Here is a 14,844-nt window from a genome sequence, read left to right as displayed (position 1 = left end):
CGATCGCCTATGGAATGATCTTGTAGCCGCCGTTTTCCGTGACAAGGATTTCGGCGTTGGAGGGATCGCGCTCGATCTTCTGGCGAAGGCGGTAGACGTGGGTTTCGAGCGTATGGGTGGTCACGCCGGAATTGTAGCCCCAGACCTCTTCGAGAAGGATATCGCGGGTCACGACCTTCTGGTCGGCGCGATAGAGATACCGGATAATGGCGGCTTCCTTTTCGGTGAGCCGGATCTTTTGTCCGTCTTCCGTGGTGAGCAGCTTCTGGCTTGGCTTGAAGAGGTAGCGTCCCACCGTGAAGGTCGCATCCTCGCTCTGCTCGTGCTGGCGCAATTGTGCGCGGATGCGGGCGAGCAGGACGGCGAAGCGGAAGGGCTTCGTCACATAGTCGTTGGCGCCGGCTTCAAGCCCGAGGATAGTGTCGGAATCCGTGTCATGCCCCGTCAGCATGATGATCGGCGCCTTGAAGCCGTTCTTGCGCAGCAGCTTCACGGCTTCGCGGCCATCCATATCGGGCAGGCCGACATCCATGATGAGGAGATCGACGGGTACGGTGCGCGCGGTCTGCACGCCTTTTCCGGCGGTCGCCTCCTGCAGGACGTTGAATTCCTCGTAAAGCGATAATTGCTCGACCAACATTTCACGCAGGTCGTTATCATCGTCCACCAGGAGAATGGTGCGTGCGGTCATGCCGTTCGGGTCCTCGTTCTAATCCCACTTAAGTCCTACGCCAAATTGCATTTTTAGCAAGTCGCGACGCGGCTCAGGCTTGGTCGTTTGGTTGAAACTGCTATGATTTCAAATGAAATCACGCGCAAAGCAAAAACATGTGAGGAAAATGCAAAAGACAAGGGCGGGGGCAGGGCGGACCGCTTCGACAATCGTCGTGCGTCCTGCGCCGGGTAAGAAAACGCGGGCGCTGGTACAGGTGGGGAGCATGACGGTACCGGCGGCGATCGGCAGATCCGGGCGCAGCATATTGAAGCGAGAGGGCGACGGCGCGACGCCAATTGCGGATATGAAGTTGCTTCACGGCTTCACGCGCGGCGATCGGGTCCGCTTTTTGCGGACGGCGCTGCCGATGCGGCATATCCGGGAGGATATGCTCTGGTGCGACCAGCCCGGCGATCCCAACTACAACAGGCTGGTGAAGGCTCCCTTCGGGCCGAGCCATGAGGAATTGCGGCGAGGCGACGGCCTCTACGACGTCTGCCTGGTGCTCGACTGGAATGTGAGCTCTCGCAGGCGCAACCGCGGCTCGGCGATCTTCTTTCACCTGATCAGGCCGGGATATGAGCCGACGGCCGGGTGCATCGCGGTCAGCCTGCGCGACATGAAGCGCATCCTGCCATCATTGCGAAGAGGTATGACGGTCCGGGTTGTCTGAAAGGTCGCCCGGGGTTAACATCCCGATATTCTCCACTATATGGGATTTCGACCGGTCGCCTGTGCGGACCAGGCCGGCCCTTTCCTTTCAGAATTTAAATCACGCCTTCACTCCACCCACTTATCATCCTTTGGAGACTTATCGTGACCACGCAACCGACAATCACGTTCAATGACGGCCATTCCATTCCGCAGGTCGGCCTCGGCGTCTGGCAAACGCCGGAGAATGTTGCGCCGATGGCCGTCAGCACGGCTTTGAAAGCCGGCTATCGCCATGTCGATACCGCAGCCATCTATGCCAACGAGGATGGGGTCGGCGAAGGCATGCGCCAGTCCGGCGTCGCCCGTGAGGATATCTATCTCACAACCAAGCTCTGGAACGAGGCGCAGGGCTTCGATTCCACGCTGAAGGCCTTCGACGAAAGCCTGAAGCGGCTCGGCACCGATTATGTCGATCTCTACCTGATCCATTGGCCGTCGCCGCACCGCAACCGTTACCTCGACACCTGGAAGGCTTTCGTGCGCCTGAAGGAAGAAGGCCGCGCCCGTTCGATCGGCGTTTCCAATTTTGCCGCCGCGCATCTCGAACGTATCATCGGCGAGACCGGCGTGACGCCTGTGCTGAATCAGATCGAGCTGCATCCCACCTTCCAGCAGAAGGAACTGCGTGCCGTTCACGACAAGCTCGGCATCAAGACAGAATCCTGGAGCCCGCTCGGCCAGGGCAAGCTTCTCACCAACGCCGCCATCGGCAAGGTCGCCGCCAAACATGGCCGCACGCCAGCGCAGATCATCATCCGCTGGCATATCGACAACGGCCTGATCGTCATCCCGAAATCGGTGACGCCGAGCCGCATCGAGGAGAACTTCAAGGTTTTCGATTTCAAGCTCGACGGCGAAGACCTGGCCGAGATGGCCAAGCTCGATTCGGCCAGTGGCCGCATCGGCCCGGACCCGCTGACGGCGAGTTTCTGATCGCAGGTTGCGATCCGCTTATGCAAAGGGGCTCGGAGTGAAGGCTCCGAGCCCTTTTTTCATCCTAAAGCATGTCGCGCAAAAGTGCGCGGCGGTTTTGCGACAACGACATGCACAAAATCAAAGACCTAAAGCGTGGGAAACGACTCTGAAAGATCGCGCGACGCGCTTTAGAGTCCTGAGTGCCGTCAGAGCTGGACCCAGGCCGGTGCCACCGTCGGACCTTTGCCGAGGAAGAAGCCGAAGTGGATGTTCATCTCGCCGATCGGTTCGATGAAACGGGCATTGCGGAGCGGACCCGCGTCGACCGGCTCGAAGCCGATGGATTTGACGAGGCTGGATACGGCGCGCTTGGCCTTCTCGTCGTCTCCGGCAATGAGGACCTGCAGCACCTTGCCGTTACGTCCTTCGGCGGGCAGCAGCGGTGCGAAAATTGTATTAAAAGCCTTCACCACCGTCGCCTCGGGCGCAAGCGCCTGGATTTCTTCGGCGGCCGAACTCGAGTGCCCGACGACGAGGCCGCTGAAATCTGCGGTGACGGGATTGCTGATATCGATCAGCACCTTGCCCTTGAGATTTCCGGCTTCCTTCAGCGTTTCCGCGATAACGCTATAGGGCAGCGCCAGTATGACGATATCGGCAAGCTTGATAGCGGCGGCAACTCCGCCCGCTTCGACGCCAGCGCCCAGTTCGGCGGCAAAGGCTGCTGCCTTTGCGGGATCGCGATGGCCAATGACCACGTCAGACCCTGCTTGGGTCAGCAGACGAGCCAGTCCCGCCCCCATATTTCCGGTACCAATGACAGCGATTTTCATGTTCGTCAGCTCCTTGTTGTGACTGACAAACACATAAAATTATATCCATATTCAGATAAATGATCTAGATATATCGATACTTGAAATGGATTGTTTCTAATGGATCGTTTGTCCGGCATGAGCATCTTCGTCAAGGCAGTCGAGCTCGGCTCGTTCAGCGCCGCGGCAGAGGCCTTGAACATGTCGCCGCAGCTTGTCGGCAAACATGTACAATTTCTCGAACAACATCTTGGTGTTCGGCTTCTCCACCGCACCACGCGCCGTCAGCACCTGACGGAGGTCGGCAGCCAGTTTTACGAGCGCTCGCGCAATATTCTGGCAGAAGTCGAGGCAGCGGAGGCGTTGGCGGCGGAAACCCGGGCCGTGCCGCGCGGCAAGCTGAGGGTCAATGCCCCGGTCACCTTCGGTATCCATGCGCTCGCGCCGGTGCTTCCGAAATATCTGAGTGCGAATCCGGAAGTTTCTATCGATCTGTCGCTGACGAACCGCATGGTGGATCTAATCGACGAGGGCTATGACGCGGTCTTTCGAATCGGTGAGCTCGCTGACAGCGGATTGATCGCCCGCCGTCTAGGGCCTTATCGCCTGGTGATCTGTGCTGCGCCGAGCTATCTGCGCGCCCACGGCACCCCCTCCACACCGAACGATCTCCGAAATCATGAGTGCCTGATCTTCTCGCATACAATGTTGAGGACTCATTGGGATTTTGAAGGACCACAGGGGAATGTGAGCGTTCCGATTTCCGGCCGGCTGATGATCGACAATGGTGAGGCGCTGCTGAAAGCCGCGCTGGCAGGGCTCGGTATCGTTCTGCAGTCGTCCGAACTCATTCAGTCGAGCCTGGAAACCGGAGCACTGGTGCCGCTTTTGCCCGGGTACAGCGTGCCGACGCGCCAGCTGCATGTTCTCTATGCGCCGGATCGCCGCATCACGCCGAAGCTCCGCAGCTTTCTCGATTTCGTTTCGGCGCAATTCGGCGGCCACGGACCGGTGTGACCGGATGGCGGGATTATCCTCCGCCATCCTCTCGGCTCATTCTCACGAGACCTCTTGCGCAAGGGCGCCACGCCTTGAACGTGCCATGCCTGTGACGGCGATGGCCAGCGTCGCGACGATCAGCAGGGCGCCGACCACAAAGGTGATCTGCATGCCTGTTGCAATGGCCTCCGGGCGTGCTGTGATAATATCGCTCGTTCCCGATCCTAGTGTGAAGATGGCGCCCATGACAGACGCGCCCGTTATCAGCCCGAGGTTTCGCGACAGGCTCAGCATGCCTGAAACGACGCCGCGTTGCTCGGAGCCTATGCCCTTCATGATCGCGGTGTTGTTGGATGCCTGAAACATCGCGTAGCTGGAGGTGATGATGACCAGCGGCCCGATATAGCCAGCGGCTCCGAATCTGCCTTGCAGTGCTGCCATCAGGACCAGGCCGATGATCATGCCCACAAGACCTGTCATAGTCATGCGGTGGCCGCCGAAGCGATCGACGATGCGACCGGCCGGCACTCCCGTCAGCGCTGACACCAGCGGGCCGACGGACATGATGGCGCCGACCTGGGCCGCATCGAAGCCGAGAGCGCGGGAGAGATAGAAAGGCCCGACCACCAGCGTCGTCATGATGACGGTGGAAACGAGGGTGCTCATGACAAGACCCGTGCTGAGCTTAGGATCGCGGAACATAGAAAGGCGCAGCAGCGGCGACTTTACCTTCGTTTCGGTGAAGGCAAACAGGGCGATGCCTGAAGCTGCGGCCAACAGCAGGCCGATATTCAAAGCGCCAAAGCTTCCATGCCCGATCGTCATTGCCAGCGCATAGGCAGCCAGCGTCAGAGCCAGCAGAAAAGTGCCGATTTCGTCCGGGCGTCCCTGAGCTCTTTTGCTGTTTTGCCGCTCAGTTGGCAGGAAAAGCGCAGCGAGCAGGAAATTCACGATCCCGAGCGGCACGTTGACAAGGAAGATGGTTTCCCAGCCGAGGCTGGCGATCAAGATGCCACCGAGCGACGGGCCGAGCGTAGTGCCGATCGCAGACATTGTGCCGAGCAGGCCCATGGCGCTGCCTGTGCGCTCTTTCGGCACGGTTTCACCGACCATCGCGACAGTGAGCGCCATCATCATGGCGGCGCCGAGACCTTGCAGACCTCTGGCGGCGAGCAATAGCCAGAGTGTCGGCGCAATGCCGCAGAAGAGCGAGGCGAGGGTGAAAAGGCTGATACCGATCAGCAGCAGGCGCCGCCTGCCGAAAATGTCACCCAGCCGTCCGACGCTGACGATCAGCGTGGAGATGGCAAGCAGATAGGCAAGCACGATCCACTGCACCTGCTGAAAGGAGGCGCCGAATGCCTGGGCGAGCGTTGGCAACCCGACATTGGCAATGCTGGTATCGAGCGAAGGCATCAGCATGGACAGCGATAGGCTGGTAAGGGCCCAGCGGATGCAGGATGTGGACTTTGTGTGGCCGGCTTTGTCCGGATCTTCAATGATTGGCTGCAACATGAGCTCCATTTCTAGTGACGTAATAAAACTTCCGGCAGAAAGGTAGCTCTCGGCATGATATGGCGGAATACGCAGCATTTGCACTTGATCAGTGCATTTGACGCTATGCATCAAGAAAACCATGTTATGGTCGCATCATGTCCACGCCTGATCTCAACCTGCTCGCCACTCTCAATGTCCTGCTTGCCGAGGGCAGCGTCGCGCGCGCCGCCCGGCGATTGCGATTGAGCCCGTCCGCCATGAGTAGGCAGCTGGCGCGGCTGCGCGAGACGACGGGCGATCCATTGTTGGTCAGGGCTGGGCGCGGACTGGTGCCAACACCGCGGGCGCTGGAGCTACGCGAGCGCGTCGGTCATCTTGTTCAGGAGGCGGAAGCGACCTTGCGGCCCGCCGAAAGCCTCGATCTGAAGCAGCTTGCTCGAATCTTCACGTTGCGCACCCGCGAAGGCTTCGTGGAGAATTTCGGCGCCGAACTGATCGCACGCATTGCCGAGCAGGCGCCTGGCGTTCGGCTCTACTTCACTCAGAAGCTGGACAAGGACAGCATGCCTCTGCGCGACGGCACGATCGATTTCGAGACCGGCGTGGTGGGAGACGATACCGGTCCGGAGCTCAGGACGCAGGCGCTGTTTCATGATCGCTTCATCGGCGTGGTCCGAAGCGGGCATCCCTTGAGCGAGGGGGAGATCACCCCGGAGCGTTATGCCGCCGGCCGGCATATTCTCGTTTCGCGGCGTGGCCTGCAGAAGGGTCAGATCGACGAGGTGCTGGAGAAACTGGGGCTGGCGCGGCAGATCGCAACGATTGTCGGCAGCTTCTCGGCGGCGCTGGCCTTGGCGCGCGCCTCCGACCTGATCGTCAGTGTGCCGGAGCGCTATACGGGCAATCTGCGTGTCGGCATGCATAGTTTCGCGCTGCCGATGCCGACATCCGATGTGACGATCTCGCTGCTCTGGCATCCGCGCATGGATGCGGACCCGGCGCACCGCTGGCTGAGGGGCTGCATTCGCGACGTCTGCGCCGGATCGCGTCGGAGCGATCAATCAGATTCGAAGTCGGCTAAATAATTGCGCAGCAGGCGGTCAAGAGCCATGCGTTCGCCTTCGGAAAGGGTGGAGATCAGGCGTTTCTGTGTTTCGACATGCGCCGTCACCGCCGCATCGATAAGCTCGAAGCCTTTCGGCGTCAGAGATATCAGGAAGCTGCGGCCATCATCTGGGTTCTGGCTGCGAGCGACGAGGCCGGCCCTCTCCAGCTGATCGATGCGATTGGTCATCGTGCCCGACGAGACCATCATCGTCTCCATAAGGTCGCTGGGGGAGAGAGTATAAGGCTCGCCCGAGCGACGCAGGGTCGCCAGCATGTCGAAATTTGCCGAGTTCAGGCCGAAGCGGCCGAAGGTCTTCTCCATCTCGCGCGAGAGATGGAGCGCGAGATTGCGCAAGCGCCCGAACAGGCCCATGGCCGTGGTGTCGAGATCCGGTCGTTCGCGGCGCCACTGGGCGAGAATTTTGTCGATGCGATCCATGCCGGAACTTCGCCATGAATTTATCTTGACGTCAAGGTATTTCAGGTTATCTTGAGGTCGAGATAAATTGAGGCCAAGATCATGAACCGCAATCTCGACCTGTTGCTGACCGCCATCGCGCCGGCGATCTGGGGCAGCACCTATCTGGTAACGACGCAACTGCTGCCGGCGGGCTATCCCCTCACGGTCGCGATGCTGCGCGCCCTGCCGGCCGGGCTGCTGCTGCTTGTGATCGTGCGGCGGCTGCCGCGCGGGATCTGGTGGTTGAAAACGCTGGCCCTCGGCGCACTGAACTTCTCCGTCTTTTGGTGGCTGCTGTTCATTTCGGCCTATCGCCTGCCCGGTGGTGTGGCAGCGACGGTCGGTGCAGTCCAGCCGCTGATCGTCATCGTGCTGGCGCGCTTGCTGCTGGGATCGCCCATCCGCGGCCTTTCGATTGTTGCCGCCATTGCCGGCATCGGCGGTGTCGCACTGCTGATTCTGACGCCGAATGCGACGCTCGATCCGATCGGCATCGCTGCGGGTATTGCCGGTGCCTTCTCCATGGCGGCGGGAACCGTGCTCAGCCGCCGCTGGCGGCCCGATGTCTCGCCGCTGACCTTTACGGCATGGCAGCTGACGGCCGGCGGCATGCTGTTGCTGCCGGTGGCGCTGCTGCTTGAGCCACCGCTGCCGCATCTGACCGGCGCCAACATTCTCGGCTTCGCCTATCTCGGGCTGATCGGCGCAGCACTCACCTATATTCTCTGGTTTCGGGGTCTCTCGCGGCTCGAGCCTTCGATGGTCTCGCCGCTCGGCTTCCTCAGTCCGACAACGGCGGTGATCCTGGGGTGGGTCGTGCTCGGCCAGCAGCTGAGCACGATGCAGATGTTCGGCATCGTCATCGTGCTCGGCAGCGTCTGGCTGAGCCAGCGGGCGCAGCAGGCCCCATCCACCAAAAAATCAGCACCCGCCAGGCACCCAGCAACCGCGCCGAGAGGATAGAAGGCTGCTAAGGCGCGTGGCGATCTTTCAGATTCGCTTGCCGCGCTTGGGCTCGTGATTTTGCGCATGTCGTTATCGCAAACCGCTTCGTATTTTGCGCGACATGCTTGAGGCAGCAGTTGCCTCCGGACTTCTGATATCAGATGGTAGACGATGTCGGCAGAAGTTCGTTGATGTCTTCAGGAATGAAGCCGCCAGTCTGGCGTTTCCACAGGCGGGCAAACAGGCCATTCTGTTCGGCCAGTTCCTCGGGCCTGCCTTCTTCCACGATGCGCCCGTGATCAAGCACGACTATGCGGTCCATCTTGGCAATGGTTGAAAGGCGATGAGCGATGGCAATCACCGTCTTGCCCTCCATCACCAAATTGAGCTTATCCTGGATGGCGGCTTCGGATTCGCTGTCCAGCGCCGAGGTTGCCTCATCCAGCACCAGGATCGGTGCGTCTTTCAACAGGGCGCGGGCGATGGCCACGCGCTGGCGCTGGCCGCCGGAAAGCTTGACGCCGCGGTCGCCGACGAAGGCGTCATAGCCCTTGCGGCCTTCGCTATCTGCGAGATCGGGAATGAAGGCATCGGCGCTAGCCATTTTCGCGACCTCCTCAATTTCGTCCTTGGTCGCCTCCGGCCGTCCGTAGCGGATATTGTCGCCGACCGAGCGATGCAGCAGCGCGACATCCTGCGCGATGACGCCTATCGCGCGGCGAAGACTTGTCTGCGTGATGGCGCGGATATCCTGCCCGTCGATCAAGATCGCGCCGTCCTTAATATCGTAGAAGCGCAGGAGCAGGTTGGCGAGCGTCGTCTTACCCGCGCCTGAGAGGCCGACGAGGCCGACCTTTTCGCCCGGCCGCACCGTCAGCGAAAGGTCATTGATGACGGGCTTGCCAGATTTGTAGGCGAAACGAACATTCTCGAAGCGGATTTCGCCGTTCGGGACGACAAGATCCCGCGCGTCCGGCCCGTCGGTAATGGTGGGCGGCGTCGTCATGACTGGCATGGCGTCCTTGATCGTGCCGATCGCCTGGAAGATCTGCTGGCCCATCTGCAGGAAAGTAAATGTGTGACCGGAGAGGCGGTTGAGAACATAAACGGCGGCGGTGAATTCGCCGATCGTGACGAAGCCATCCACGAGCCCGGTAAAGCCGATCGACAGGATAGCCAGCCAGTGCATCATGTTGAGAACGACGACGATGACCTCAGCGGTACGGTAGATGCGTTGTTCGCTCTGCTGAGCTTCGATAGCCTTGCCGATTATGCCTCTGATGGCGCCGGCCTCGCTGTCTTCCGCGGCGAATTGCTTGACCATTTGCATATTGGCGTAGAGATCGGTAATCGCGCCGGAAATCAGGCTGCGACGCTTGGCCGAGCGGCGTGAGCGCTCAGTGAAGACAGGTGCCAGCCTGACGGCGAGAAGCACGTTGAGCGTGATCCAGATGATGGACGGAAGGGCAAGCTGCCAGGAGAGCGCGCCCAGAAGGATGACGGAGCCGACCATCTGCATGATAAAGCGCGGAATGGACTGGAAGGCCGAAACGACCTGCTGCTGGACGGCTGAGGCTACCTGCTGCAGGCGCGAGGCGACCTGGCCGGCATAGAGATCGTGGAAGAAGGCGAGATCCTGCCGCTCCACCGCCCTGTGGCCCTGCCATTGAATGGCGGCCGGCATGCCGATCCCAAGCGTATGCGAGTTCAACGTATTGACGAGGAAAGAGCCAATCGGGATGCAGGGGAAAAGCATCAGCCCAAGGAAGATCAGCAGCATCCGGTCGTTATGCAGGAAAGCGGCAGCACCCTGCTGCGTGACACCATCAACAATGACGGACAGGCCCCAAACGATGGTCAGGCTCATGACTTCAATCGCCATGGTGCAGAGGGCGAGCGTGATCAGAATGCCGCGAAACATGAGGATGAAGTGAAGAAGAACGGCCAGTGGCCCCGAGGGAGGCAGTGGCCGGTAGGGGATGTCGAGCGGCCGGATCAACCTTTCGAAAGGGCGGTAGATCTTATCTGAAATCGACATGGGCCTCTCGGATCAAAAATCGGGAGGAGCGCGGGGAATGAGTCAGACGGGCCGCATAAAATCATCTTCCGGCTGCAATCTCAAATAGAAATTTCAGAAATATAAGACGAGCGGGTGTCGCGAAAACCGGGCCTGAGGCGGTACGGCTAAGAGCTGTCGCTGAATTCCGAGATAGACGGCTCAGGTGGGAGAATTTTCACAGCAGAGAAAAAAGGCGGCTCTGAGGCCGCCTTTTGCAGTCAATCAATCGAAGCAGATCATTTCCACTCGCGGATATCGACGAAGTGGCCGGCGATCGCGGCGGCGGCGGCCATAGCCGGCGAAACCAGATGCGTGCGGCCCTTGAAGCCCTGGCGGCCTTCGAAGTTGCGGTTCGAGGTCGAAGCGCAGCGCTCGCCCGGCTTCAAGCGGTCGTCGTTCATGGCGAGGCACATGGAACAGCCAGGCTCGCGCCAATCGAAGCCGGCAGCCTTGAAGATCTTGTCGAGACCTTCAGCTTCCGCCTGTTCCTTCACGAGGCCGGAGCCCGGAACGATCATGGCGTCGACGGTCGAAGCCACCGTCTTGCCTTCGACGACTTTGGCAACGGCGCGCAGGTCTTCGATGCGTCCATTGGTGCACGAGCCGATGAAGACGCGATCGATGTTGATCTCGGTCATCGGCGTGCCCGGCTTCAGGCCCATATAGTCGAGCGCACGCCACTTGGAAGCGCGCTTGGTTTCGTCCTGGATCTCATCCGGGTTCGGAACAATACCCTGAATAGAGATGACGTCCTCCGGAGAGGAGCCCCAGGAAACGATCGGCGGCAGGTTGGCGGCATCAAGCTTGACGATGCGGTCGTAATGTGCGCCCTCATCCGACTTCAGCGTCTTCCAGTAGGCGATTGCCTGCTCCAGCGCCTCGCCCTTCGGCGCGCGCGGCTTGCCCTTGATATATTCGAAGGTGACCTCGTCCGGAGCGATCAGGCCGGCGCGGGCGCCGCCTTCGATCGACATGTTGCAGATGGTCATGCGGCCTTCCATCGACAGCGAGCGGATGGCTTCGCCGGCATATTCGATGACGTAGCCGGTGCCGCCTGCGGTGCCGATTTCACCGATGATGGCGAGGATAATGTCCTTGGCGGTGACGCCCGGCGGCAGCTGGCCGTCGACCTGCACCAGCATGTTCTTGGCCTTCTTCTGGATCAGCGTCTGCGTGGCGAGCACATGCTCGACCTCGGAGGTGCCGATACCATGGGCGAGCGAGCCGAAGGCGCCGTGGGTCGAGGTGTGGCTGTCGCCGCAGACGATGGTCATGCCGGGCAAGGTGAAGCCTTGCTCGGGGCCAATGATGTGGACGATGCCCTGACGCTTGTCGTTTTCGGAGTAGTATTCCACGCCGAATTCAGCGGCATTCTTGGCGAGCTGTTCGACCTGGATGCGGCTTTCCTCGTTCTTGATGCCGAGGTGGCGATCCGGCGAGGTTGGCACGTTATGGTCGACGACGGCCAGCGTCTTCTGCGGCGCGTGAACCTTGCGGCCGGACATGCGCAGACCTTCGAAAGCCTGCGGCGACGTCACCTCGTGAACGAGATGACGGTCGATATAGAGAAGACAGGTGCCGTCGTCTTGGGCGTCGACCAGATGGTCGTCCCAGATTTTGTCGTACAGTGTGCGTGGAGCGCTCATGGCTACAGATCCATATTGGCATTATCGAAGATGGGGGGTGACGGATCAGGACCGCCGGCCTCGGGTGTGATCAGCGAAGTCGGCTGTTGAGCGCGCCCGAAATCATCGCAAAGAAACGTGCCGGCAGGCGCTTATGGTCCTGCAGCACGAAAGCCGTGACGTAACGTCCGTCTTTGCTCATGATCTTACTCATGGCCATGCTCATATCAATTTTCAAAACCTTCGGCAATGGCGACGATAGGCAGTATCGGTACGGTCGCCTTGGCCATCACACCTGCGCACCGGGTGGCTGGCCCGCGGCCAGACGGGGGAAGGCGGAGCGGTCGCTGCCGGAGCGGCGGCGCATCCAGGCTTCGAGCTGCCGGAGTAAAAGCGAGAGACCGATCGTCAGCAGCAGATAGATGAAGGCGAGGATCGACAGCGTTTCGAAGTAGCGGAAATTGGCCGAGTAATAGAGCTTGGCGAGCTGACTGATATCGGCGACGCCGAGCACGGACACGAGCGAACTGTCCTTCACCATGGCGATGAAATCGTTCGACAGCGGCGGCAAGATGACGCGGATCGCCTGGGGGAAGACGACGAGCCGGAAGCGCTGGAAGCGGCTGAGGCCTAGCGCTTTTGCCGCTTCGATCTGGCCCTGGTCGACGGCCTGGATGCCGGCGCGAAAGATTTCAGCGATGAAGGACGAATAGCCAATCGTCAGCGCGATGATCGTGCGCCAGACGAAAGGCACATCGCGGGTGACGAGCGGTGTCGTCCAGCCAGCGGAGGCCAATGGAGACGTGATGAAATTATAGACAGCGACGAAGGCCGGCGTGCCGACGAAGGCGACATAGGAGAGCAGCACCAGCATCGGGATGCCGCGCACGATCTCGATATAGAAGCGCGCCATCTGCCTGAGCACGAGGAAATCGGAAAGGCCGAGCAGCGCCAGTGCCAGGCCGAGCAGCATGGCCAGCGTAAAGGCGACCAGCGTCACGAAGACCGTGACGCCGATGCCATTCAGCAGAAGAGAGAAAATCTGGGCATAGAGGCCGTTCGCTGCAATTGCGAATGAGGCGGCGATGCCGAGGATAGCGAGGGCGACCAGCCACCAGGGAAAGTCTTCCTTGCCGCGGTGCCCGCCCGGACCTGCCAAAGGTGCCATCAGAGCGGGCTTCCAATATATCGGTCTTCAGAGCTCATTGGCCCATCTTGTAGTCGAGGAACCACTTCTTGTTCAGCGCGTCGAGCGTGCCATCGGCCTTGAGGCTGGCGATGGCGGTGTTGATCGGGGCGACGAGATCGGAACCCTTCTGGAAGATGAAGCCGAAATCCTCGGTGCCGAGCGGGCCGCCGACCAGCTTCAGACCGCCGTTGGAGGCATCGACATAGCCCTTGCCGGCGGTGCCATCGGTCAGCACCATGTCGACGTCTCCCGTCTTCAGTGCCTGCACTGTCGCACCGAAGGTTTCGAAGGTCTTGATGCGCGGGTTCTGCTCGTTGCCGTCGAGGACTTCATAGACGGCGGTGTAGAAGGGCGTCGTGCCCGGCTGCGCGCCGATCAGGGCCTCCTTGACCGCGGCGAAGCTCTTGGCATCCGTGAAGCGCTTCTCGTCGCCACGCACGAGCATGAACTGCTGCGAGCGCATATAGGGATCAGAGAAATCGACCTTCTGCTTGCGGTCTTCCTTGATGGTGATGCCGGTCATGCCGATGTTGTATTGGCCTTCGGAAACGGCCTGGATCATCGCGTCCCAGCTGGTGTTCTGGTACTCGACCTTGAAATTCAGACGCTTGGCGATCTCGTTCATCGCGTCATATTCCCAGCCGATCGCCTTGTTCGTCTTGGGGTCGATGAACTGCAGCGGCGGATAGGCATTCTCTGTGACGACGACGACGGTCCTGCCGTTCAGGTTCGGCAGATCGGCGGCGAAGGCGGCGAAAGGTGCAAGCACGAGGGCGCCAAGGCCCAGAAGGAACGAACGACGGAATGCCATGAAAATCTCCCCGATTAGAGCATGATGCCGAAAAGTGTCAGCGGTTTTCGGACGACATCATGCTCTCCTTATTTGATTCTGGCGCGGATTTAGATTTCAGGTCGATTCGACCTGAAATCATCCGGCGCCAGGCTGGCGGAAAACTGTCATATTTGGAAAGTGAATGGCAAGGCCATTGCCATGGCTGCGATCATAAAAATGGAAAAGCAACTCTAAGCGGGGAGCCGGCGGAGAAAATTTCTTTCGTGTGGGCGTGAGCCGGACAGCAAAAAGGCGACCCGAGGGCCGCCTTCAAGCTTTGCGATCCCAAGTGGATCGAAACTTATTCTGCTGCCGGCTCGGCTGCAGCAGCAGCTTCGGCAGCTGCCTTTGCTTCTGCGGCTTCGGCTGCGGCCTTCTCGGCTGCGAGCGCTTGAGCGGCTGCAACCTTCTCGGCTTCGATGCGTGCCTTCTCATCGGCCAGAGCCTGACGCTCGGCATCGTTGAGCTTGCGGGCGCGGGTGCCGGTGTTTTCGACGATACGGGCAGCCTTACCGCGCAGGTCGCGCAGGTAGTAGAGCTTGGCGCGACGGACCTTACCGCGGCGAACGACTTCGACGCTTTCGATCATCGGCGAGTAAACCGGGAATACGCGCTCGACGCCTTCGCCGTAGGAGATCTTGCGAACCGTGAAGTTTTCCTGCAGACCGCCGCCGGAGCGAGCGATGCAAACGCCTTCATAGGCCTGAACGCGGGTACGGTTGCCTTCCGTGACCTTCACGTTGACGCGAACGGTGTCGCCAGCGGAAAATTCGGGAAGCGTGCGCTTGGCTTCGATCTTGGCAGCCTGTTCGGCTTCCAACTGCTGAATGATGTTCATAGTATCAACCTCGTTGTTGGTTCAACAGCCAGAGCGCTCATCATTCTATCTTTGGTCGGACCCGGAGATCACGCCTCGGATATATGCCCGTTCAGGCAGGAGCGAATACGTCTGCTCTTCTTTGCTGGTTGATGGGA

General features: G+C 60.2%; 14 protein-coding genes. 5 read left to right on the top strand and 9 right to left on the bottom strand.

The genetic code is table 11. The features are described 5' to 3' along the window. Positions 1 to 7: 7 nt before the first annotated feature. The gene (locus tag GDN47_RS29660; RefSeq protein WP_092717256.1) at positions 8 to 691 is read right to left on the bottom strand and encodes a response regulator transcription factor; all 684 of its coding nucleotides are present in this window, start codon (positions 689 to 691) and stop codon (positions 8 to 10) included. A gap of 148 nt (positions 692 to 839) precedes the next feature. Here GDN47_RS29660 and GDN47_RS29655 point away from each other — a divergent pair, with 148 nt between their 5' ends. After that, on the top strand, positions 840 to 1,388 hold the full coding sequence (locus GDN47_RS29655) for a L,D-transpeptidase family protein (protein ID WP_145635966.1): 549 nt from the start codon (positions 840 to 842) through the stop codon (positions 1,386 to 1,388). Between the two features lie 143 nt (positions 1,389 to 1,531). Further along, a complete protein-coding gene (locus GDN47_RS29650; protein WP_145635969.1) occupies positions 1,532 to 2,362 on the top strand; it encodes an aldo/keto reductase in 831 nt (276 codons plus the stop codon). A gap of 188 nt (positions 2,363 to 2,550) precedes the next feature. Here GDN47_RS29650 and GDN47_RS29645 read toward each other — a convergent pair whose 3' ends face one another. Continuing rightward, the gene (locus GDN47_RS29645; protein ID WP_267904852.1) at positions 2,551 to 3,210 is read right to left on the bottom strand and encodes an NADPH-dependent F420 reductase; all 660 of its coding nucleotides are present in this window, start codon (positions 3,208 to 3,210) and stop codon (positions 2,551 to 2,553) included. A 66-nt stretch (positions 3,211 to 3,276) separates the two neighbouring features. Between GDN47_RS29645 and GDN47_RS29640 the strand changes: the two genes are divergently transcribed. After that, positions 3,277 to 4,173, top strand: coding sequence for a LysR family transcriptional regulator (locus GDN47_RS29640; RefSeq protein ID WP_145635976.1), 897 nt, complete (start codon positions 3,277 to 3,279; stop codon positions 4,171 to 4,173). Between the two features lie 42 nt (positions 4,174 to 4,215). Here the strand turns inward: GDN47_RS29640 and GDN47_RS29635 are convergent, their stop codons facing one another. Beyond that, positions 4,216 to 5,670 (bottom strand): MFS transporter, encoded by a 1,455-nt coding sequence (locus tag GDN47_RS29635; RefSeq protein WP_233790189.1) that lies wholly within the window; start codon positions 5,668 to 5,670, stop codon positions 4,216 to 4,218. A gap of 137 nt (positions 5,671 to 5,807) precedes the next feature. On the opposite strand from GDN47_RS29635, the gene GDN47_RS29630 reads away from it, so the two are divergent. After that, on the top strand, positions 5,808 to 6,737 hold the full coding sequence (locus tag GDN47_RS29630) for a LysR family transcriptional regulator (protein ID WP_145635983.1): 930 nt from the start codon (positions 5,808 to 5,810) through the stop codon (positions 6,735 to 6,737). Here GDN47_RS29630 and GDN47_RS29625 read toward each other — a convergent pair. Next, positions 6,710 to 7,198: a MarR family winged helix-turn-helix transcriptional regulator gene (locus GDN47_RS29625; protein ID WP_113330864.1), complete on the bottom strand. Its 489-nt coding sequence runs from the start codon at positions 7,196 to 7,198 to the stop codon at positions 6,710 to 6,712. The two genes, GDN47_RS29630 and GDN47_RS29625, sit on opposite strands and share 28 nt — an antisense overlap. Positions 7,199 to 7,279: 81 nt before the next feature. Here GDN47_RS29625 and GDN47_RS29620 point away from each other — a divergent pair, with 81 nt between their 5' ends. Further along, entirely contained in the window at positions 7,280 to 8,182 is a 903-nt protein-coding gene (locus tag GDN47_RS29620; RefSeq protein ID WP_145635986.1) for an EamA family transporter, read from the top strand. Between the two features lie 139 nt (positions 8,183 to 8,321). Here GDN47_RS29620 and GDN47_RS29615 read toward each other — a convergent pair whose 3' ends face one another. From GDN47_RS29615 to rplS, 5 genes are all read right to left on the bottom strand, one after another. Next, positions 8,322 to 10,202, bottom strand: coding sequence for an ABC transporter ATP-binding protein (locus GDN47_RS29615; RefSeq protein WP_152094817.1), 1,881 nt, complete (start codon positions 10,200 to 10,202; stop codon positions 8,322 to 8,324). A gap of 257 nt (positions 10,203 to 10,459) precedes the next feature. Then, positions 10,460 to 11,869 carry a 3-isopropylmalate dehydratase large subunit gene (leuC, locus tag GDN47_RS29610; protein ID WP_069614781.1) on the bottom strand — a complete coding sequence of 470 codons (1,410 nt, stop codon included), beginning with the start codon at positions 11,867 to 11,869 and terminating at the stop codon, positions 10,460 to 10,462. Between the two features lie 268 nt (positions 11,870 to 12,137). After that, positions 12,138 to 13,016 carry an amino acid ABC transporter permease gene (locus GDN47_RS29605; protein WP_113352922.1) on the bottom strand — a complete coding sequence of 293 codons (879 nt, stop codon included), beginning with the start codon at positions 13,014 to 13,016 and terminating at the stop codon, positions 12,138 to 12,140. A 34-nt stretch (positions 13,017 to 13,050) separates the two neighbouring features. Further along, positions 13,051 to 13,848 (bottom strand): transporter substrate-binding domain-containing protein, encoded by a 798-nt coding sequence (locus GDN47_RS29600; RefSeq protein ID WP_145635992.1) that lies wholly within the window; start codon positions 13,846 to 13,848, stop codon positions 13,051 to 13,053. 322 nt (positions 13,849 to 14,170) lie between these two features. Next, positions 14,171 to 14,707, bottom strand: coding sequence for a 50S ribosomal protein L19 (rplS, locus tag GDN47_RS29595; protein WP_069614778.1), 537 nt, complete (start codon positions 14,705 to 14,707; stop codon positions 14,171 to 14,173). Between the last annotated feature and the right edge of the window lie 137 nt (positions 14,708 to 14,844).

Origin of the sequence: Martinezella dioscoreae (genome assembly GCF_009176305.1) — a bacterium.
GTDB lineage: Bacteria > Pseudomonadota > Alphaproteobacteria > Rhizobiales > Rhizobiaceae > Rhizobium > Rhizobium dioscoreae.
The sequence above is the reverse complement of the archived record's forward strand: the minus strand, read 5'-3'. Positions and strand labels throughout refer to the sequence as shown.

Excerpts from the sequence above, each read along its gene's own strand:
- GDN47_RS29640 (WP_145635976.1), top strand. The coding sequence starts at position 3,277 with ATGGATCGTTTGTCCGGCATGAGCATCTTCGTCAAGGCAGTCGAGCTC.
- GDN47_RS29625 (WP_113330864.1), bottom strand. The coding sequence starts at position 7,198 with ATGGATCGCATCGACAAAATTCTCGCCCAGTGGCGCCGCGAACGACCG.
- rplS (WP_069614778.1), bottom strand. The coding sequence starts at position 14,707 with ATGAACATCATTCAGCAGTTGGAAGCCGAACAGGCTGCCAAGATCGAA.
- GDN47_RS29620 (WP_145635986.1), top strand. The coding sequence starts at position 7,280 with ATGAACCGCAATCTCGACCTGTTGCTGACCGCCATCGCGCCGGCGATC.
- GDN47_RS29600 (WP_145635992.1), bottom strand. The coding sequence starts at position 13,848 with ATGGCATTCCGTCGTTCGTTCCTTCTGGGCCTTGGCGCCCTCGTGCTT.
- leuC (WP_069614781.1), bottom strand. The coding sequence starts at position 11,869 with ATGAGCGCTCCACGCACACTGTACGACAAAATCTGGGACGACCATCTG.
- GDN47_RS29615 (WP_152094817.1), bottom strand. The coding sequence starts at position 10,202 with ATGTCGATTTCAGATAAGATCTACCGCCCTTTCGAAAGGTTGATCCGG.
- GDN47_RS29635 (WP_233790189.1), bottom strand. The coding sequence starts at position 5,670 with ATGTTGCAGCCAATCATTGAAGATCCGGACAAAGCCGGCCACACAAAG.
- GDN47_RS29605 (WP_113352922.1), bottom strand. The coding sequence starts at position 13,016 with ATGGCACCTTTGGCAGGTCCGGGCGGGCACCGCGGCAAGGAAGACTTT.
- GDN47_RS29630 (WP_145635983.1), top strand. The coding sequence starts at position 5,808 with ATGTCCACGCCTGATCTCAACCTGCTCGCCACTCTCAATGTCCTGCTT.
- GDN47_RS29655 (WP_145635966.1), top strand. The coding sequence starts at position 840 with ATGCAAAAGACAAGGGCGGGGGCAGGGCGGACCGCTTCGACAATCGTC.
- GDN47_RS29660 (WP_092717256.1), bottom strand. The coding sequence starts at position 691 with ATGACCGCACGCACCATTCTCCTGGTGGACGATGATAACGACCTGCGT.